Below are 18,894 nucleotides of genomic sequence, written 5' to 3'. Positions count from 1 at the left end.
CGAGCACACTGGGCTGGACGACCCCCGTGTCATCGCCGGCGACCCCGCCTGGCGGTGTGCCGTGCATCGACGCCGACAAGGCCGGAGAGAAGGGTGCCTCGGTGGGCGGTGTGCGGGCAGGCCCGTTCGGCGCGTCCCTGCGCCAGCAACGCGGTGGCGTGGCCAAACTATGGGTCGCGCAGGATGCCAAGGGCCGGGCGGACGCGCTGATCCGGATCGAGCACGTCGAATCGGGCACCATCGCCTACTTCGTCCGTGACGCCGCGGCGACCGCCACCACAACCAACGACGACGGCACACCCTCCGGGGACACGATCTACCCCGGCGCGATTCTGCTGCCACGTGACGGGCACGTCCGCATCACCGTCAGCATCGGCCGCGCCTCCGGCTGCTTCGCCTACACCCTGTAGGCCGCCAGGTTGCCCGGCCCTCGGGACGTGCGCTTGGACTGTGCCATGACTCAGCGGCGGCCTCGGACCAGGTTGCGCGGCGATTTCTGGGTGACGGTCAGGGCTGATCGCGACGCGCCTGGCAGTATGCGTGGCGCTACGGTCTGTCGAGCGCGGTCGGGGCTTAACGTGGGACCGTGATCGATCCCACGGGCGAGCAGCCGGTATATCTGCAGGTCGCGGCGTCCCTCCGCGAGCGTATCGAGTCCGGCGAATGGCTGCCTCGCCACCGCCTGCCTCGGGTCGCGGAGCTTGAGGGCGAGTATGGCGTGGCTCGGAGCACCATCCTCGAGGCGATCAATCATCTGCGGGACAGCGGTTACGTCTACACGGTCCCGAACTGGGGCACCGTGGTACGTCTCGGATCGGACGACATCACCGTTGTGGTGATCGAGCCGGGGGACTGCGGCATCTTCCGGGTGGCGAGCGAGCAGGAGAGTGAGCGGCTCGGTCTCGATCCGGAAGCCGCCGTGTTCGTGCTTGAAAAGGCGAGTGGCAGGGTCGCGGTGCTGCCTGCCGACAAGGTCGAGATCCGCGGGCCGGAGCTCTGAGCCGACGCCGGCTCTTCGCGAGCGGTCACGTTCTTGAGCCTGTTTCCAACCTCGGGGTCTTTTCCGGAGTTCTTTAGGACATGGACCGTTATGAGGGGTTCCACGAGTTCGTGCGTGCCCGTCAGCAATCGCTGATGCGGACGGCGTACCTGCTCACCGGAGACACCCACCTCGCCGAGGATCTGTTGCAGACGGTCCTCACCCGCGTCGCCTCACACTGGGCCAAGCTCGCCAAGGGCGGCAATCCCGAGGCGTACGCCCGTAAGGCCCTGGTCAACCAGAACATCTCGTGGCGCAGACGCAAGCGGGTCGAGCTGCCGGGAGCCGAGTTGCCGGAGGTCGGTCAGTCGCACGACGAGGCGACCGTGCGGCGGCTCGCCTTGCTGCACACGCTTGCCCAGCTCACCCCGAAACAGCGGACGGTGATCGTGCTGCGTTACTACGAAGATCACACCGAACACGAGACCGCCCAGCTCATGGGCACGTCGATAGGCACGGTCAAGAGCCAGACGCATTACGCGCTGTCGAAGCTGCGTGCGCTCACCCCACAGGAGGTGGACCGATGAACACGCTCCGCGAGGATCTGCACGAGCTGGCCGCCCACGCGCCCGACGTCGACCTGGCCGACGTGGCGATCAGGGGAGCGCGCCGCCGCAACCGCGTGGTCCGCCTGTCGCTGGCCGCCGCCGTGGTGGCTGCCGGGATCGCCGGCGGCTCCGTCATACGTCTTCAGCAGGAGGTACGGCCGGTGCCGCCGGTCGTTCTCACACCGCCGGAGACCAAGGCGCTGCCGCTGCCCGACAAGGGGGTCGCGCCGGTGGAGCAGGTCTATCGGCCGTTCTGCCGGGGCGGGTGCCAGGAGAGCGGGTGGCGCATCGTGACCCGACGCGGCGAAACCTTTCAGCTGCCCGAGGTGCCGGGGCCGGTGGAGGCCACGGTTGACGGGCGCCGGATCGCCTACTACAGCGAGAAGGACCGCAGGATCGTGGTGCGCGACCTGGCCAGTGGCCAGATCTGGAAGGCGCCGCTGAAGCAGCCGAAGCAGGACTTCAAGGTCGAGTACACCCTGCGGATGTCACCCAACGGGTTGCGGTTCATCGTCTCCGGCTGGGGTGGTCGGCGTGAGCCGAACATGCTGGTGGACATCGAGCAGGGGACGGTGGAGCAACTGGACAGTGGCTGGTGGCCGGTGAGCGTGGCAGACGGTGACGGCCCGGTGGTGCTGGCCAAGCCGTACGACAAGAGCACCAAGGTCTGGGTACGCGGCCATAAGCCGGTCACCATCCCCACCTTCACCTACGAGTTCAGCGCTTTGAACCCTGATGGCCGCAGGCTCGTTCGCATGGGGCAGTTCCTGAGCAGTACGGAGCCGATGGTGCGGAGAGACGGAATGATCGTCACCTTCGACGCCCTCACCGGGGGCATCCAGGCGCGGGTGCCGGTGTCCGGAATTCCGGGAGATCTGGAGCCGGCCAAGCTGGGCGGCTGGTTGAGCGCCGACGAGGTCACGTTGGTCGCCGTCGCGCGGTCGCCCGGGAGCGATGCGTCGGCGGTGGCCTACGCGGTGAATGTGCTGACGGGGAAGGCCCGTAAGTTGTTCCCGCTCCGGGCGGAAGGAGCGTACGCCGTGCCCGGCTTGGTGCATTGATCCAGCGAGGAGGCGGCCACGGGGCGCGCGAGCGTCCCGTGGCCGCCGAAGCCGAAGGAGTTTACTTCAGCCCGTACGCGCGGTCGACGGTCTGGGTGACCGTGCCGCCCGTCTTGTCCTCAGCGTTGACTCGCAGTGACACGAAACCGCTGGTGGCGGCCAGTGCCGGGTGGAGGATGCGGACGCGGAAACGGCCGTCGCCGAGCTTGCGGACGTTCTCGGCCGGGCGCCAGGTGGTGCCGTCGTCGACGGAGTACTCCACCCTGGCCGACCGTGCCTGCGAAGCCGAAGGCGCCGCCGGGCGGGCGGTCAGTTCGAAGGTGAAAGGCCGCCCGGACGGGGCTCGGTTGAGCAGGTCCACCGGCAGGTCGTACTTGAGCACCAAAGCGGGCTGGAACGTGCAGGCCGGGCCGAAGGAGCAGGAGGCGCCGCGGGGCGTGCCTGACGGGTCTGCCGAGGAGGTGAACCGCCAGCCGGTGGTCACCTTCGGCGACAGCGCCCGGTAGCTGGTGTCCACCGCGTCCAGCCGGTACGCGGACGAGCCCGCGGGCACGGTGAACGAGCGGGGGCCCCAGCCCTTCACCGGGATCTCGGTGCCGCCCGCCACAAGGTGAGGGGCGGAGGAGACCGTGCTCAGCGCACTGTAGTGGCGCGGGTCCGAGTCCAGCCACTGCTCGGCGGGCACGAACCGGTCGCCGTCCCGGCACAGCGCGCACGGCACCGTCGCCGGGTAGCGCGCCGGCACGGCGGCCGCGCCGGGCACCAGCGGAGCCTTGAACCAGTCCTCGTCCGTACGGCCCGCCCGCGCGAACGTGTCCTGCGACGTGAGCTCCAGGCCCTGGTTGCCGACCCAGCGCGACCAGAGCACGTCGTCCCCGGCCGGGCCGTAGTACTCGGTGCGTTCGAACGGCATCGTCACCCACTGGCCGAACGACAGCGCGGACGCGCCGGCGGACGTCGTCACCAGCAGGTGTCCCTGGGCGTTCGGCTGGTCGGCGTGGTAGCGGGTGTCGACGCGGGCCAGCCGGTCCCGGTCCAGCTTCGCCGGCTTGCGAGGGATCTTCCCCTGTTCGTCATAGCGCAGCCGGTAGAAGGTGGACTCTCCGGTGTAGGGGGTGAGGCGCAGCGAGTTCGTACCCCGCCGTACGGTGTCCCGCAGGGCACGACCCTGCGCCGCGTCCAGCCCGAACCGCAGGAACCTGGTGTCGGCGAACCCGGGCAGCCGCGTCCCGGCCCCGTCGGCGTCGTAGAACCCGATGAACCCGGCGGCCCCACCCTGCTTGGCCAGCGCGGACGCCTCGTCCATCAGCGGGGTCGCGTCGCTGTACGGTGTCGCGCCGGTGCCGAGGGGCACCCCCACCAGCACCAGCTTGCCGGTGACGTCGAGGCCCGCGAAGTCGGCCGGCCTGCCCTGGCCGGCGTAGACGACGGGATAGGTGGTGGGCTTGGTGATGATCGAGCGCACCGTGTCGACCTCGTACGACGGGTCGAGGGTGAGCCTGCCCGCCGTGGCGGTGGCCAGCACGCCCGGCTCCAGCTGCCACATGTGCGACAGCCTCATCGTGCCTGCCTTGACCGACGACACCGGCGTGGCGTACAGGTCCACGTGCCTGCCGTTCTCGGTGCTCGCCGTGATCGAGATGGGCGAGGGCCGGTCGGTGAAGGTCCGTACGTACTGGACCTTGCCCTCGGCGTCCATGGCGTCGCGCGCGGCCGGTTTGAGCGGCACGGTGTCGCGGGCGTCCAGGTCGAGGGTCTGGTCGCCCTTCAGGGTCACGTTGCCGATGACCAGGGAGGTGCGGGTCCTCATGTAGGTCTCGTTCGCGACGGCGATCACCTCGTAGTCGCCGTCCGGCAGGTACTGCTCGCCGTTCCCGGTCAGGTCGAGCCGGCCGTAGTAGTACGCGTACGGATGGAAGGGGTCATCCTTGCTGTTGCTCCGCCGCAACGGGACGATGTAGACCAGCGGCCCGAGCCGCCCGCCCTGGCCGGGACGGGAGGAGAACTCCTTGGCGCCGTAGGAGTTGGTCAGCGAGATCTTCAGCAGGTGCGTGTCCGGGCCGGTGTAGTAGCTGAACGGCGTGGACAGACGGGAGTCGCCCGCCGTCGCGGTGACCCAGCCGCCGTAGGCGCCCTCGGGGCCCAGCGCCGGGTTCACGGTGAGGTCGACCGTGGCGGTGCCGTTCGCGGGGACGGTGACGGTCTCCGCGCCCAGGCGGATCGCTCCCGACGGGGTGGGGCCGCCGCTCCAGGCGCGGGTGTCGGCTTTCAGGGCGAGTGTGATGGGTTCAGGGCCGGTGTTGCGGTACGTGACCTTCTTGGTGACGGTGCCCTTGCCCCGTTCGAGGCGGAGGAAGTCGACGACCGGGTCGGCGAACACGCTCTGCGTGACCGCGCGCCCCAGGTCCAGCCGGCCGCCGCCCTCCTCGAACCAGTTGTGCTTCTCGTTGCGCGCCGAGGTGGAGACCAGGGCGGCGCTCAGTTCGTCGGCGTCCCAGTCGGGATGCTGCTGGGCCAGCACCGCCGCGGCGCCCGCGACGTGCGGCGTGGCCATCGAGGTGCCGCTGAAGGAGGTGTAGCGGTCGTTGCCCGGGATGGACGGCTGCCCGGAGGCGCCGGACCGGGCGGCGACGATGCTGACGCCGGGGGCCACGATGTTCGGCTTGACCGCGGCGTCGTCCAGCCGCGGGCCGATGCTGGAGAACGGGGCCAGGGTCGTACCGGTGATCTTGTCCACCGCGCCGACGGCGAGCGCCTTGTCGGCGGCGGCCGGGACGCTCACCGTCTGGGGCTCGCCCTCGTTGCCCGCGGCGGCGACGAACAGCGTGCCGTACTTCCTGGTCAGCTCGTTGACCGCCTGGCTCGTCGGGTCCGTGCCGTCTCCGCAGCACACGCCGAGGCTCATGTTCACCACGTCGGCGCCCTGGGCCGAGGCCCACTCCATGCCCGCGATCAGCCAGGACAGCTCGCCGTAGCCGTCGTCGTCGAGCACCTTGCCGACGAGCAGTGACGCGGCGGGCGCGACTCCCCGGTACTTGCCGTCGGAGGCGGCGCCGGAGCCGGCGATGGTGGAGGCGACGTGGGTGCCGTGGCCGACCACGTCGGTGGTGTCCGGGGTGGTGGAGAAGTTCTCGGTGGCGGCGATGCGGCCGGTGAAGTCGGGGTGCCCGGCGTCGATGCCGGTGTCGAGGACCGCGACCTTGGTGCCGGCGCCGTCGAAACCCTTCTGCCACGCGGTGGGGCCGCCGATGAGCGGGACGCTCTGGTCCAGGGACGCCGTGACGCGCCGGTCCAGCCAGATCTTGGCAGGCCGGTTCGCCTTCAGTCCGTTGGGCAGGAGGGCCGACCACAGCTTGCCCGTCTCGGCGGTCTGCACCGTCACGGCCGCGCCGTCGATGACGTCGAGCGTGCGGGTGCGCTCGGTGCCGGGCAGGGCCTCGGCGGCCTTCGTGACGGCCGCCTCACCGGGGTTGCCGCCGTAGGTGACGATCAGCGGGATCGCTTGGGTGCGGTGCTCCCGTACGAGCGTCTCGACGTCGAACAGCTCGTCGTCGAGGGTGCCCGCGGCCACCAGGTCGGCGGCGTCGGACGGGATGACCAGGGTGCCACCGTCGCGGTCGGGCAGCGTGGCGAACGTCACCGGCTCGCCGTCCGGCCTGGGTGCGGCCCGGGTGGCTAATATCGGCGGCCCGCCGTTCACGCCCGGCGTGAAGTCGACGACGTCACCGGTGATCAGCGTGATGGTGCCGGGCTTGAGCGGTTCGTCCGTTGTTGTGGAGGGAGTCGCCGAGCTGGGTGTGGCTGTGCTGCCGAGCACGAGTGCCAGACCGGTGATCACCGCGGCGATGCGGTTGTGGAACAAAGGGGAGGTCCTCCCGTTCGTTGGCGGGCACGTCGCGGGGCCCTCCCCTCGGGTCGCCAGTGTTTGGTCCATCCCGATCGGTTCCGGGAGCGCTCCCAAACGACGCCCCGACGCTTTCCGTGGTGATCTTTATATCGTGCCGCCGGAGCCGGGCATGGGGTTGGGGGCGCTGCCTTTGAAACCGCCGCCCCGCCGGTGGGTGCGGGGCGGCGGTCCGTTCCGCCGCAGGAAGGCGGAAGGCTCAGGCGACGGAGATCCGGTCCAGGTTGGGGCCGCCGCCGGCCGTGGTCGAGGTCGTACGGATCGCGTTGGCGCCCGCGTTGAGCGGGACGGTCACGGTGACGGTGTTCCAGGTCGTCCACGCGCCGGTGGCGGGGAAGGCGAGCTCGTCCGAGACCAGAACGCCGTTGACCGTGATGTCCATCGGCCGGTTGGCCGTGGTGCCGTTCGCGAAGCGCAGGACCACCGTGGCGTTGCCCGCCTGGGCGGCCGTCACCGCGAACTCGACGTAGCTGCCGACCACGTTGTCGTAGTTCACGAAGCCGGTGCCGGTGAAGCCCGCGTGGTTGGACTCGACCACGCCCTGGGAGATCGTCGCGTTCTCCGCCTGGTACTCCGTGGGGGCGGGCCCGGCCGCGGCGGTGTCGAGATAGTCGAGGTTCGGGCCGCCGCCGGCCGTGGTGGAGGTGGCCCGCACGGCGTTGGCGCCCGCGTTCAGCGGCGCGGTCACCGTCACGGACTGCCAGGTGGTCCAGGCGCCCGTCGGCGGGAAGGCCAGCTCGTCGGCCACGAGAACGCCGTTGACCGTGATGTCCATCGGCCGGTTCGTCGTGGTCCCGTTGGCGTAGCGGAAGGTCAGCGTGGCGTTGCCCGCCTGCTCCGCCGGCGCATTCCACTCGACGTAGCTGCCGACGACGTTGTCGCCGTTGACGAAGCCGGTGCCGCTGAAGCCCGCGTGGTTGGACTCCACGACGCCCTGGGAGATCGTGGCGTCCTCGGCCTCCAGGAACTCGGTGCCGGGATTGCCCGGCGTGCAGGTGTCGGTGGAACCGGTGGCACTGACGCGCAGGGCGCCACCCGCGGTGTTCTGGCTGTTCTGGACGCAGTAGCCGGTGATCGTCTGGAAGACCATGTCGTTCGGGCTGTTGCTGCCCCGCTCGGCCGTGAACCGGTCGAACGTCACCGTGCTGCCCGTGTTGGCGATCACCGCGGGCCGGCAGTCATTGGAGTTGAACTGGACCGAGCTGTCGACGAACTTGATGTCGTGCGCGTTGTGGATGTACCAGCCGTACGCCGGCCGGGTGCCGATGCTGTTGGGGTTGTAGTTGGTCGGGTCGTTGCTCGGCACGCCGGTGCCCACGCAGCCGTTGCCGCCGGGGACGGTCAGGTCGACGTTGGTGAACGTGACGTTGCGGATCCGGTTGCTGGTGTTCGACTCGCCCCACAGGGTGGCGGTGAAGTTGTTGCCGCTCTGGCCGGAGGAGGTGACGTTCTCGTACGTGATGTTCTCGATCCGGCCGACGCCCGGACTGTTGCCGCAGCGTCTGCGGGTGCCGATCTTCTCGGTGATCGCCGCCCGTACGTTCGTCATCGTGATGTCCTTGTAGTGGACGTCGGAGATGACCGTGCCGTCCATCGACACCATGCCGAGACCCGACTTGTTCGAGCCGTTGATGGAGATGCGCTCGAAGTGGTAGCCGGTGAAGTTGCCGCAGGTCTCCGAGCCGAACATCAGCGCGTTGCAGCACACGGCCGAGAGCTGGGCGTCGGTGACGGTGACGTTGCCGTTCGCGTAGGTCTGGCCGAGTGCCCAGTCGCTCTTGAAGACGAGGGCGTCGTCGTTGGCCGCGATGTTGGGGCGGCGGATCGTGACGTTCTGCGCGCTGATGACGTTCCAGCCGTCACGGTCGCTCGCGGTGTCGATCCGCAGGTCGTCGGAGGTGATGTTGTTGCAGGCGTTGGTGAGCATCGCGAAGTGGCCGCCGCGCCGCAGGCGGATGCCGCTGACCGTCAGCCCGTCACAGCGGGTGAGCGAGATGATCTTGTCGGCCTCGCCGGAGTCCGGGTTGCCGGTGATGAGGTTGCCGCCGCCGTCGATGGTGCCTGTCCCGACGAACCCGATGTTGGTGAGGCGGTCGCCCCAGATCATCGCGTTGTGGAAATGGCTGTGCCCGTAGTCCTGATAGTCGTCGTTCGGGTTCGACTCCGGGGCGTCGTAGTCGTCATTGGACGCGCCCATGATGGTGGAGCCGCTGTCGAGCTGGATGGTGACGTTGCTCTTCATGTGGATGGAGTTGGCGGACTTGTAGGTGCCCGACGGGAACTGCACGGTCCCGCCGCCGGCGCTGTTCGCCGCCGTGATCGCCGCGTTGATGGCGGCGGTGTCGTTCGTGGAGCCGTTGCCTGTCGCTCCGTAGTCCTTGACGTTGAACACCGCCAGTGCCCCCGCGGACTGGGCGGGGATGACGATCGAGAAGATCGCCAGAACGACGGCGGCAACCCAGGAGGCTGCTCTTGCTAAGGCGGATTCGCTCATGGGGGGTGCTCCTGCCTAACAGTCGGTTGCAGACCTGACGCTCAAGCTAGGCTCAAAGGTCGGATGTGACAAGGGATAGGATTTGGAAACATCCAGATCGAGGGGTTATCGCGCAAAAAACATCGGGTCTCTAAGCGCCGGAATGACTGCAACCGGTTCTGGGATTTGCATCCCAGCACTACGCTGAGACCCATGATTCGCCGCGCCACCATTGACGATGTCCCCGCGATGCTCCAGCTCGTGCACGAGCTGGCCGAGTACGAGAAGGCCGCGCACGAGGTACGGGCGACCGAGACGCAACTGCGCGAGGTGCTCTTCGGCGCCGAGCCCGCCGTGTTCGCGCACGTCGTCGAACACGACGGTGAGGTGGCCGGTTTCGCGGTGTGGTTCCTCAGCTTCTCCACCTGGCGGGGGACGCACGGGATCTATCTGGAGGACCTGTACGTGCGTCCCGGCATGCGCGGTTCCGGGTACGGCAAGGCGTTGCTGGCCGAGCTGGCCCGGATCTGCGCCGAACGCGGCTACCACCGGCTCGAATGGTCGGTGCTCGACTGGAACGAACCGGCCATCGGGTTCTACCGCAAGCTCGGCGCCGTGCCACTCGACGAGTGGACGATGTTCAGGCTGACCGACGAGCCGCTCCAGCGCCTGGCGGAGTCTGCCGCTGTAGCGCGCTAGATCTCTGGCGGAGTTACCTCACCGGCCTTCTCCGGGGTTCAGACCTTTTCGGAATCGGCCTGCAGGCCGCGTCCGTGAGAGGCGGCCTGCGGTCGATTTGTCGCGTGCCGGCCCGCGGTTGGTTCGCTCCGTGCCAGCGTGCGGTTGTTCGCTGCGTGCCGACGTGTGTCCGGCCCGCTGCGCTTCCGCGTCCCGTGCGTCAGGTACCGGCGGGTGCCCGTTCGCGGACGCCGCCGGAGGCGCGGTCGAACATCTCGGTCTTCGGTTCCTCCTCGATGGCCGCGTGCGTCTCCTCTATGCGGAGCGCGATGCCCAGCGCGAAGAACGTGGGCGCCCACTGGCCGACGAAGATCCCCCAACGGTCCGCCCGGTCGACGCCGGCCATCTCGTAGTTCCTCGACATCATCCAGGACGCGATGGACGCGGCGATCGACGCGGCGCCGGCCGCGTACATATGGCTGGACTTGATGCCCATTTTGTGGAGCATTCTGATCATGATTCCCCCTTGTCCTCGTGCTGTTACCCGAGGTCAGGGGCGGTAATCGTGTCCCGCAGGAGTCGGAGAGGATTCGCTCAGGTCTCGGTGAGACCAAGTCGCCATGATCTGTCGGTGGCGGCTGCGATAGTGGGGGAGTGCTTCACACCTCTCTCCTCCTGCCTTGCCATGTCCGTGAGTTGCCCGGCGACGCCATCGAGCTGATGCCCATCGTGCTGCCCATGACCTTGACCAGCTCCCAGCGCCGGCAGCTCGCCGCGATCCTGCTCGACGGGCTCGACGAGCCCGAAGCGTGCGCCACCGTCCTCCCGACCCGTCGCGGTCACTTCGTCCACGTGGCGACGTGACCTCCGTACTTCACACTCGCCGTGGTCACATCGTCCGCCGCGGCGACGTGACCTCCGTACTTCACACTCGCCGTGGTCACATCGTTCACGTGGCGACGTGACCTCCGTACTTCACACTCGCCGTGGTCACATCGTTCACGTGGCGACGTGACCTCCGTACTCCCCACCCGCCGTGATCACTTCGTCCGCCGCGGCGACGTGATCTCCGTAGTTCACACCTTTGATCTTTCTTGTACGGCACAGCCTGGTAGGCGCCACCCGCCGTACGTGGCCGATGGCCTCCAGGGAGACGGCCTCTGACCCGCACGGGGCCCGGCGCCGTTACGGCGGATCGCCGGCCGTGGCTTCCCTGAAAACCCCCGCGACAGCGGAGGCAGCGCCGGCAGGTCAGTCCGGCGCGGGAGCCACCGCCAGAGCCGCACGGCGCAGGAAAGCGCGTTCGGCCGCGTTGCCGCTGCGCGCGATGGCCGCCTCATATGCCAGTGCCGCCTCCGCGCCACGGCCCAGGCGGCGGAGCAGGTCCGCGCGGATCGCGTGATACAGGTAGAAATCGTCCAGGTCGAGCGTGTCCACCAGGGCCAGTGCCGCCGACGGGCCGTTGACCTCGGCCACCGCCACCGCCCGGTTCAACGCGACCACCGGGCTCGGCGTCAGCACCATCAGCTGGTCGTACAACTGGAGGATCTGCCCCCAGTCGGTGGCGGCGGCCGACGGCGCGTCGCTGTGCACCGCGTTGATCGCCGCCTGGATCTGGTACGGGCCCGGCCGGCCGCGCCGCAGGCAGGCGCGGACGAGGACCTGGCCTTCCGCGATCAGGGAGTGCTCCCAGCGGGACCGGTCCTGGTCGGCCAGGAGCACCAGGTCGCCGTCCGGGGTGGTCCGGGTGGCCCGCCGCGACTCGATCAGCAGCATCAGTGCGAGCAGCCCGAGGACCTCGGGTTCGTCGGGCATCAGCGCGGCCAGCAGGCGGCCCAGCCGGATCGCCTCGGCGGCGAGGTCCTCGCGGGTCAGCCGGTCGCCGGAGCTCGCGGTGTAGCCCTCGTTGAAGATCAGGTACACCACGGCCAGCACGGACCGCAGCCGGGCCGGGAGGTCGGCGTCGGCGGGCACGCGGTAGGGGATGCGGGCGTCGCGGATCTTGCCTTTGGCGCGGACCAGGCGCTGGGCCATGGTCGGCTCGGGGACCAGGAAGGCGTGCGCGATCTCCGCGGTGGACAGGCCGCCGAGCAGCCGAAGGGTGAGCGCGACCTGGGCGGCGGTGGCCAGCGCGGGGTGGCAGCAGGTGAAGATCAGACGGAGCCGGTCGTCGCGCACGGGGCCCTCCTCGGCCGGTTCGTCGCGGGCGTGCAGCAGGGCGGCCTCGGCGTGACGCCGGTCGCGAGTCGCCTCGCGGCGCAGCCGGTCGACGGCCCGGTTGCGGGCGGTGGTGATGATCCAACCGGCGGGGCTGGGCGGCGGGCCGGTGGACGGCCACCGCTTGACCGCCTCGCCGAAGGCGTCCTGGACCGCCTCCTCGGCGAGGTCGATGTCGCCGAAGACGCGGACCAGGACCGACACGGCGCGCCCGTACTCCGCGCGGAACACGCCTTCGACATCCGGCGGCGTCGGATCGGGCGGCGTCGGATCGGGTGTCATCGGATAGGACGTGTCATCGGATAGGGCGGATCTCGATGGGCAGGGTGGTGGCCTGGGCCATCCGGCCGGCCCAGGCCAGCGCCGCGTCCAGGTCCGGGGCCTCGATCACGGTGAAGCCGCCGACGTGTTCCTTGCCTTCGGTGAAGGGGCCGTCGGTCATCAGCACGTCGCCGTCCCCGGCGCGGACCACGGTGGCCGTGCTCGGTGGATACAGGCCCACGCTGAACACCCACGCGCCGGCGGCGCGCAGCTCCTGGTTCAGCGTCTCCAGGTCGTTCATGATCTTGTCGAGGACCGGCGGAGGCGGCGGGGGCCCGTCCGGCTGGTACACGCTGAGCAGGTACTGGGTCATCACGCCTCCCTCGCGGTGGTGGTCGTCGCGCTGCTGGTCACGACAATGGTCATGGCGAGCTCCTGTCTGGTTCGGCGCCGGCCTCGTGCCGGCGTCTTACCCCTCACACGAACCGCGATGGCCCGGATCGACAGGCGAGCCGGAAAATCTCTCAGAAGTTTCGGTCGCCGCACCTAAAGTACAAGAGATGTTGCACAACAACTCTTGTGGATTTAGGGTGGCGTCATGTCCCAGATCACCGACTCCAGGGTGCTCGCAGCCATGGCGCATCCGGTGCGCCGGCGCCTGCTCGACCTGTTGAAGCTCGATGGCGCCGGCACCGCGAGCGCGCTCGCCCAGCGGACGGGCGAGGCGGTGGGCAACGTCAGCCACCACCTGCGCGCCCTGGCCGCCGCCGGCCTGATAGAGGAGGCGCCCGAGCTGGCCCGCGACCGGCGCGAGCGCTGGTGGCGACGCACCTCCGAGAAGCTCTGCTGGTCCTCCGCGGACTTCGCCGAGGACGCGGCGGGCGAGGCCATCGCCCGCGCCCTGGAGTCGCTCAACCTGGAACGGCAGGTCGGCCACGTACGGCGCTGGGCCGACCAGCCCCAGTCCGAGCAGGAACGCTGGCAGCGCGGCCCGTTCTCCACCGAGACCTGGATCCAGGCGACCGACGACGAGCTGGCGCAGTTCGCCGCCGAGATCATCGCCGTCATGGACAAATGGGCCGAGCGTGACATCCCTGATGACGGCAAGGAACGCGCCACCATCTTCACCTTCGCGCGCGGCGTCCCGGGGCAGCCATGACGGCCGAGACGCTGACCAAGCCCAGGTTCGGCTTGCTCCGGGAGCGTGACTTCCGGCTGCTGTGGATCGGCGAGAGCGCCAGCAGCCTGGGCAGCGCCGTCACCGGCGTCGCGCTGCCCCTGGTGGCGGTGACCGTGCTGCACGCCTCCGCGTTCGCCGTCAGCGTGCTGGCGGCGGCCGTCTGGTTACCGTGGCTGCTGGTCGGGCTGCCCGCGGGGGCCTGGGTCGACCGGCTGTCCCGGCGCAGGGTGATGCTCGCCGCCGACTGGGTGTCGATGGCGGCCTTCCTCAGCGTTCCGGCCGCGGCCCTGCTCGGCGTCCTGACCACCGGCCAGCTCGTCGCGGTCGCGCTGGTCGCGGGGATGGCGAAGGTGTTCTTCGCGACCGCGTATCGGGCGTACCTGCCGTCGCTGGTCGAGGGCCGCGACCTGCTGGAGGCCAACGCGAAGCTGCAGGGCAGCGAGCAGGTGGCCAACCTGGCCGGGCCTGGCGTCGCCGGGCTCCTCGCCCAGTTCGCCTCCGCCCTCGGCGGTCTGGTGGTGGACGCGGTGAGCTTCGCCGTCTCGGCGCTCTGCCTGATGCGCGTCAGGCACGTCGAGATCGTCGAGCCGCGGCCCCGGCGGCGGCTGCGCAGCGAGATCAGGGACGGGCTGCGTACGGTGGTGGGCGATCCGCTGCTGCGCGGCAACATGCTCTACGGCTGTGTGGCCAACCTGGCGCTGACCGGCTACCAGTCGCTGCTCGTGGTCTTCCTGGTCGGCGACATCGGCCTGTCCGCGGGCGTCACCGGCGCGCTGCTCGCGGCCACCAGCGCGGGCGGCGTCGCCGGGGCCTTCGCGGCCCGGCCGCTGGCGGCCCGGCTGGGCAGCGCGCGGGCCGTCCTGCTCGGCAAGGCCGGTCTGGCGCCGCTGGGCCTGTTGATCGCGTGCGCGGATCGCGGTGTCGGGCTGGTGCTGTTCGTCGCGGCCAGCATCACGATCATCGGGGGGATCGTCGCCGGGAACGTGATCTTCAGCGGGTTCACGCAGTCGTACGTGCCCGGCGAGCTGATGGGCAGGGTGAGCACCAGCATCCAGGTGGTCAACTTCGGCGCCATCCCGCTCGGCGCCCTGCTGGCGGGCACGCTGGCCGAGGCGTTCTCCGTGCGCGCGGCCCTGTGGGTGATGCTGGGCGTCTTCGCGCTGAGCGGCCTCATCCTGCTGGCCAGCCCGCTGCGCCGCCTGCGCGACCTGCCCACCGGCCGAATGGACGCGCAGGCCGGCTCGGTCGCGCGTGGCTGACCTCGCGTGCCGCTTTGATCAGATGAACGAGCCGACAAGGCCGGCGAACTCCTCAGGGGTGACGACCCGCACGCCCAGGCCCTCCGCCTTGCTCCGCTTGGAGCCCGCTTTCTCTCCGGCTACCAGCAGCGATGTCTTCGCCGAGACGCTGGAGGACGCCTTGCCGCCCGCGCGCTCGATCAGCTCGTTCATCTGGTTGCGGCTCAGCGCCTCCAGCGCTCCGCTCATCGCGCCGGTGACCACGACGGACATCCCAGCCAGCGGCAGCTCGAACCCGCCGTCGGCCTTCGTGGCACCGGGCTCGGCGGGTGGTGTCCAGCCCGGCTCCGTCATGGTGACGCCGGCCTTGACCAGCTTGTCGATGAGGGAGGCGAGCTCGACCAGCTCCGCCACCACCACCGGGGCCTTCTCTGGGCCGATGCCCTCGACCGCCTGGATCGCCTCGGCCTCGGCCGTGCGGATGGCGTCCATGCTGCCGAAGTGCCGGGCGATGCGCCGGCTCATGGACCGACCGGTGCCGCGCACGCCGAGCGCGCAGAACACCCGGCTGAGCGGCTGGCCCTTGGCCCGCTCGATGGCCGCGAGCAGGTTGTCGGTGCTGGTCTCGCCCATGCGCTCCAGGCCGAGCAGCTGCTCGCGGGTCAGGAAGAACAGGTCGGCGAAGTCGGCGATGAGGCCCGCGTCCAGCATCTGCTTGATGCGGTTCTCGGCCAGTCCCTCGATGTCGAGCTGGTCGCGGCCCGCGGCGTAGACGATGGAGGCGATCGCGCGGCACTGACGCCCGCGCACGCACCGCCACCGCTCCTGGGAGCTGTCGATCGCGTCGCCACAGGACGGGCAGGCCGCCGGAATCTCGATCGGCTGCTCCTCACCCGTGCGCAGATGCACCACCGGCGCCTCGACCCGCGGGATGACGTCGCCCGCCTTGTAGACGGTGACGCTGTCGCCGAGCATCAAGCCTCGCCGCGCGATGTCGGCGGGATTGTGCAGAGTGGCGTAGGTGACGATGCTGCCGTCGAGCTCGACCGGCTCCAGCACGGCCCGCGGGGCGATGATGCCGGTGCGGCCGGTGTTCCACTCCACGGCCAGCAACTTGGTGATCTTCTCGGTGGCGGGCAGCTTGTAGGCCGTCGCCCAGCGCGGCGCGCGCGAGCTGAACCCGGCCTGCGCCTGGTCGGCCGCCAGATCACACTTGATCACGATGCCGTCGATGCCGAACGACAGCTCGGAACGGGCGGCGGCGATCTCCCCGACGCGCTCCTGAACCCGCTCCAGCGACTCGGCCACGATGCCCGCGACCGGCGTGGCCGCCGTGGTCTGCACGCCCTGCCCGGCCACCCACTCCATGACCTCGCTGTGCGGCAGCTCGCGCAGCCGGACTGCCGGCTCGGAGGCGTCGTCGGGGTGGGGCAGCGCGCCGTAACCGAAGAACGTCAGCTCGCACACGTACGGCCGGTCCTGTGCCCGCAGCGTGCCCGCCGCCGCGCTGCGCGGATTGGCGAACGTGGTGCCGTCGTGCGCCTGCCGCTTGGCACAGGCGTCCTCGAACTGCGAGGCGGTCATCATCACCTCACCGCGCAGCTCGACCGTGACCGGCTCGGCCAGCCGCTCGGGCAGGCCGACGATGGTGCCGATGGCGTGGGAGACATCCTCGCCCGCGGTGCCGTCGCCCCGCGTGACCAGCTGGGCCAGCCGCCCGTTCCGGTAGCGCGCCGAGATGGCCAGCCCGTCGAGCTTCGGCTCCACACTCCACGCCGTCACGGGCCTGCCGAGCCTGCGCTCCAGCCCCGCCGCCCAGTCCGCGAGCTGCTCGGGGCCGAAGACGTTGTCCAGACTGAGCATCGGCACCGTGTGCGGCACGTCGCCCGTCACCGCCCCACCGGCCACCTTGCCGGTCGGCGAGGACGGCAGCACCGACGCAGGGTGCGCCTTCTCGTACGCCTGAATGCCCCGGACCAACCGGTCATAGGCATCGTCGTCGAGCGTCGAGGTGCCGTCGGCGTAGTAGGCGGCGGCCGCATCGACAGCCAACTGCACGGCTTCGGCGTAGGCCGTGTCGTCGGACAGGGCGGTGATGGGAGGTGTCTCGGTCATGGGTCCATCATGTCGAGCCCCACTGACACTTCCGCCCTGTCAACTGGGCTGGAACAGACCCTCACGGACCTTCACGCCGGGGCGCCACCCCAGCATGCGTGAGATGGCCAGAGCACAGGTGATCACCGCGGGAAGGATCGCCTGCCGGTCCACGGACCCGGACCGGAAAACGACCGACAGCGCGGCCACCACTTTTCCCTCGTTGTCGATGATCCGGGCCGCGATCGAGTCGGCGCCGTCGGTCAGCTCTCCATGAACAAGAGCAGTACCGGTACGGCGACAGTTGGCGAGCTCCTTGCGGAGCGTCGACGGATCGGTCACCGTCCGGGAAGTGAATCGCTGCAGGCACCTGTCAAGAACCTCCTCGAGAAGGTCAGGTCCACTGTGGCTGAGCAGGATCTTCCCGACGCCGGAGCAATGCAGAGGGAGGCGTCCGCCGACCTGCGACATCAGCTCCATGGCTTGAGGGGCGGAGAGACGCTCGATGACCACCGCCTCGTTGCCCTCCAGCACCGCGAGTTGAACATGCTGATGGAGGGCGCTGTAGAGATCCTCCATGTACGGCCGGGCCATGGCCCGCAGCGATTCTGTCAGGGGTGCCAGCGTGCCCAACCGCCACAGTTTCAGACCGACGGAGAACCGGCCGTCGGCCCGGCGATCAAGGGCGCCTGCCTGCGTCAGTTCCAGCACGAGCCGGCGTACCGTCGGGCGCGGCAGGCCCGTCTTGCGCACAAGCTCGGCCAGGTTCAGCTCGGTCTGGCCGGGCTCGAAGCAGAACAGCAGTTCAAGCAGCCGGGAGCTGACACTTCGCCCCGGTTCGCTCGTACGCGGCATATCGCGGTTGCCTCCCCTGTCGTGTTCCCAACGCACTGTAAGTGCGGCATCGGCGCGAAGGTGGAAGGAGCTTCGATCATTCAATGAGCACCGCGGTTCCCTGAAGAGCGAGACTGGCACAGGATCACCGCATGAGCGCATCGCCTGTCCATGTCGCCATCGTCGGTGGCGGCATCGGTGGCCTCGCCGCCGCCGCCTTCCTGCACCGCGCGGGTATCCCGAGTGTCGTCTATGAGCAGACCCCCGAACTGAGAGAGGTCGGCGCCGGGCTCGTCCTGGCGCCCAACGCGGTACGGCTGCTGCGCCGGCTGGGCGCGATGGACCGGTTGACGGACCACGTGGTCCCGCTGGAGGTGGGGTGGGAGTTCCGCCGGTGGGAGGACGGGCGGGTCCTGTCGGCGGAGGACCTGGTCGGCGCATGCGAGCGTCTGTACGGGGAACGTACCTACACCGTGCACCGGGCCGACCTCCTGGACGCGATCAGCTCCGCGGTCCCTTCGGGCGCGGTCCAGCTGGGGAGACGCTGCACCTCCGTCACGGTACGCGCCGATCGCGCGGTATTGGACTTCGCCGACGGAACCTCGGCCGAGGCCGATGTCGTGATCGGCGCCGACGGCGTTCACTCGACGGTGCGGGGCGCGGTCACCACTCCCACACCGGCGACCTATTCGGGAATCTGCGCCTTCCGCGCCCTCGTGCCGGCCGAGCACGCGCCCGCCTTCGCCCGCCGCCGGGCCCAGACGCTGTGGCTCGGCCCGGACCACCACCTGGTGCACTACCCCATCTGCGGCGGAGCCGTGGTCAACCTCGTGGCGATCGCCCCGGCCGGCGACTGCACGGCCGAGTCATGGAGCGCCACCGCGACCGTGGCGGAGTTCCTCGCCGAGTTCGCGGACTGGGACCCGCGCCTGCGGGAGCTGATCCAGGCAGCCGGCACACCGGGCCGATGGGCGCTGCTCGACCGCAGGCCGCTCGAACGCTGGAGCCACGGGCCACTCACCCTCCTGGGCGACGCCGCGCACCCGATGTTCCCCTTCTTCGCCCAGGGCGCCGCGCAGTCCATCGAGGACGCCGCGGTCCTGGCCCGTTGCATCGCGCAGGACCCGCAGGCCCCCGTACACGCGCTGCGTCGCTACGAGTCGCTCCGGATCGCACGCACCGCGCGGCTGCAGGAGGTCAGCCACGCCCGGGCCCACGTCAACCACCTGCCGGACGGGCCTGAGCAGGAAGCCCGGGACGCGGCGCTCGCGGACGCGGATCCGCTGGTCGCCAATGGGTGGATCTACGCCTACGACGCCGAGGCGGAAGCGAGCGCGGCATCGGTCTGATGCCGCGACCGAACAGGA

General features: G+C 69.9%; 16 protein-coding genes. 9 read left to right on the top strand and 7 right to left on the bottom strand.

Annotated features, from left to right (window positions below; translation table 11 throughout):
* Positions 1 to 26: 26 nt before the first annotated feature.
* The 4 genes from ACGFNP_RS24860 (at position 27) to ACGFNP_RS24845 (ending at position 2,648) form a co-directional block, all read left to right on the top strand.
* A complete protein-coding gene (locus tag ACGFNP_RS24860) occupies positions 27 to 410 on the top strand; it encodes a hypothetical protein (RefSeq protein ID WP_358315341.1) in 384 nt (127 codons plus the stop codon).
* 176 nt (positions 411 to 586) lie between these two features.
* Positions 587 to 1,000: a GntR family transcriptional regulator gene (locus ACGFNP_RS24855; RefSeq protein ID WP_358315338.1), complete on the top strand. Its 414-nt coding sequence runs from the start codon at positions 587 to 589 to the stop codon at positions 998 to 1,000.
* An 80-nt stretch (positions 1,001 to 1,080) separates the two neighbouring features.
* Positions 1,081 to 1,566: a SigE family RNA polymerase sigma factor gene (locus tag ACGFNP_RS24850; RefSeq protein WP_393322478.1), complete on the top strand. Its 486-nt coding sequence runs from the start codon at positions 1,081 to 1,083 to the stop codon at positions 1,564 to 1,566.
* The gene (locus ACGFNP_RS24845) at positions 1,563 to 2,648 is read left to right on the top strand and encodes a hypothetical protein (protein WP_393322475.1); all 1,086 of its coding nucleotides are present in this window, start codon (positions 1,563 to 1,565) and stop codon (positions 2,646 to 2,648) included. The genes ACGFNP_RS24850 and ACGFNP_RS24845 overlap by 4 nt, the downstream gene beginning before the upstream one ends.
* 61 nt (positions 2,649 to 2,709) lie before the next feature.
* Here ACGFNP_RS24845 and ACGFNP_RS24840 read toward each other — a convergent pair whose 3' ends face one another.
* Complete coding sequence (locus ACGFNP_RS24840; protein WP_393322472.1) at positions 2,710 to 6,510, bottom strand: S8 family serine peptidase; 3,801 nt, start codon at positions 6,508 to 6,510, stop codon at positions 2,710 to 2,712.
* Between the two features lie 241 nt (positions 6,511 to 6,751).
* A complete protein-coding gene (locus ACGFNP_RS24835) occupies positions 6,752 to 9,046 on the bottom strand; it encodes a glycosyl hydrolase family 28 protein (RefSeq protein WP_393322469.1) in 2,295 nt (764 codons plus the stop codon).
* 192 nt (positions 9,047 to 9,238) lie between these two features.
* On the opposite strand from ACGFNP_RS24835, the gene ACGFNP_RS24830 reads away from it, so the two are divergent.
* Positions 9,239 to 9,724 (top strand): GNAT family N-acetyltransferase, encoded by a 486-nt coding sequence (locus ACGFNP_RS24830; protein WP_393322466.1) that lies wholly within the window; start codon positions 9,239 to 9,241, stop codon positions 9,722 to 9,724.
* A gap of 199 nt (positions 9,725 to 9,923) precedes the next feature.
* On the opposite strand, the gene ACGFNP_RS24825 is transcribed toward ACGFNP_RS24830, so the two are convergent.
* Entirely contained in the window at positions 9,924 to 10,220 is a 297-nt protein-coding gene (locus ACGFNP_RS24825) for a hypothetical protein (RefSeq protein WP_358315321.1), read from the bottom strand.
* Between the two features lie 137 nt (positions 10,221 to 10,357).
* On the opposite strand from ACGFNP_RS24825, the gene ACGFNP_RS24820 reads away from it, so the two are divergent.
* The gene (locus tag ACGFNP_RS24820; protein ID WP_219531178.1) at positions 10,358 to 10,567 is read left to right on the top strand and encodes a hypothetical protein; all 210 of its coding nucleotides are present in this window, start codon (positions 10,358 to 10,360) and stop codon (positions 10,565 to 10,567) included.
* A 387-nt stretch (positions 10,568 to 10,954) separates the two neighbouring features.
* Here the strand turns inward: ACGFNP_RS24820 and ACGFNP_RS24815 are convergent, their stop codons facing one another.
* Together ACGFNP_RS24815 and ACGFNP_RS24810 are read right to left on the bottom strand one after the other, a co-directional pair.
* Positions 10,955 to 12,202, bottom strand: coding sequence for an RNA polymerase sigma factor (locus ACGFNP_RS24815; protein WP_393322461.1), 1,248 nt, complete (start codon positions 12,200 to 12,202; stop codon positions 10,955 to 10,957).
* 13 nt (positions 12,203 to 12,215) lie between these two features.
* Entirely contained in the window at positions 12,216 to 12,554 is a 339-nt protein-coding gene (locus ACGFNP_RS24810; RefSeq protein WP_358315315.1) for a YciI family protein, read from the bottom strand.
* Positions 12,555 to 12,779: 225 nt separating this feature from the next.
* Between ACGFNP_RS24810 and ACGFNP_RS24805 the strand changes: the two genes are divergently transcribed.
* Both ACGFNP_RS24805 and ACGFNP_RS24800 read left to right on the top strand, forming a co-directional pair.
* Positions 12,780 to 13,340 (top strand): winged helix-turn-helix domain-containing protein, encoded by a 561-nt coding sequence (locus ACGFNP_RS24805; RefSeq protein ID WP_393322457.1) that lies wholly within the window; start codon positions 12,780 to 12,782, stop codon positions 13,338 to 13,340.
* Positions 13,337 to 14,620 carry an MFS transporter gene (locus ACGFNP_RS24800; protein WP_393322454.1) on the top strand — a complete coding sequence of 428 codons (1,284 nt, stop codon included), beginning with the start codon at positions 13,337 to 13,339 and terminating at the stop codon, positions 14,618 to 14,620. The genes ACGFNP_RS24805 and ACGFNP_RS24800 overlap by 4 nt, the downstream gene beginning before the upstream one ends.
* Before the next feature lie 18 nt (positions 14,621 to 14,638).
* Here the strand turns inward: ACGFNP_RS24800 and ligA are convergent, their stop codons facing one another.
* Together ligA and ACGFNP_RS24790 are read right to left on the bottom strand one after the other, a co-directional pair.
* Positions 14,639 to 16,714 (bottom strand): NAD-dependent DNA ligase LigA, encoded by a 2,076-nt coding sequence (gene ligA, locus ACGFNP_RS24795; protein WP_393322451.1) that lies wholly within the window; start codon positions 16,712 to 16,714, stop codon positions 14,639 to 14,641.
* Between the two features lie 39 nt (positions 16,715 to 16,753).
* Positions 16,754 to 17,668, bottom strand: a complete 915-nt coding sequence (locus ACGFNP_RS24790; RefSeq protein WP_393322448.1) for an IclR family transcriptional regulator — start codon at positions 17,666 to 17,668, stop codon at positions 16,754 to 16,756.
* A gap of 11 nt (positions 17,669 to 17,679) precedes the next feature.
* On the opposite strand from ACGFNP_RS24790, the gene ACGFNP_RS24785 reads away from it, so the two are divergent.
* Positions 17,680 to 18,876, top strand: a complete 1,197-nt coding sequence (locus ACGFNP_RS24785; RefSeq protein WP_393322445.1) for an FAD-dependent monooxygenase — start codon at positions 17,680 to 17,682, stop codon at positions 18,874 to 18,876.
* The last annotated feature ends 18 nt before the right edge of the window (positions 18,877 to 18,894 follow it).

The sequence above is a fragment of the Nonomuraea sp. NPDC049269 genome (genome assembly GCF_043197155.1).
Classification (GTDB): domain Bacteria; phylum Actinomycetota; class Actinomycetes; order Streptosporangiales; family Streptosporangiaceae; genus Nonomuraea.
Note: the sequence above shows the minus strand (reverse complement) of the source record. Positions and strands in the feature narration are given on the sequence as shown.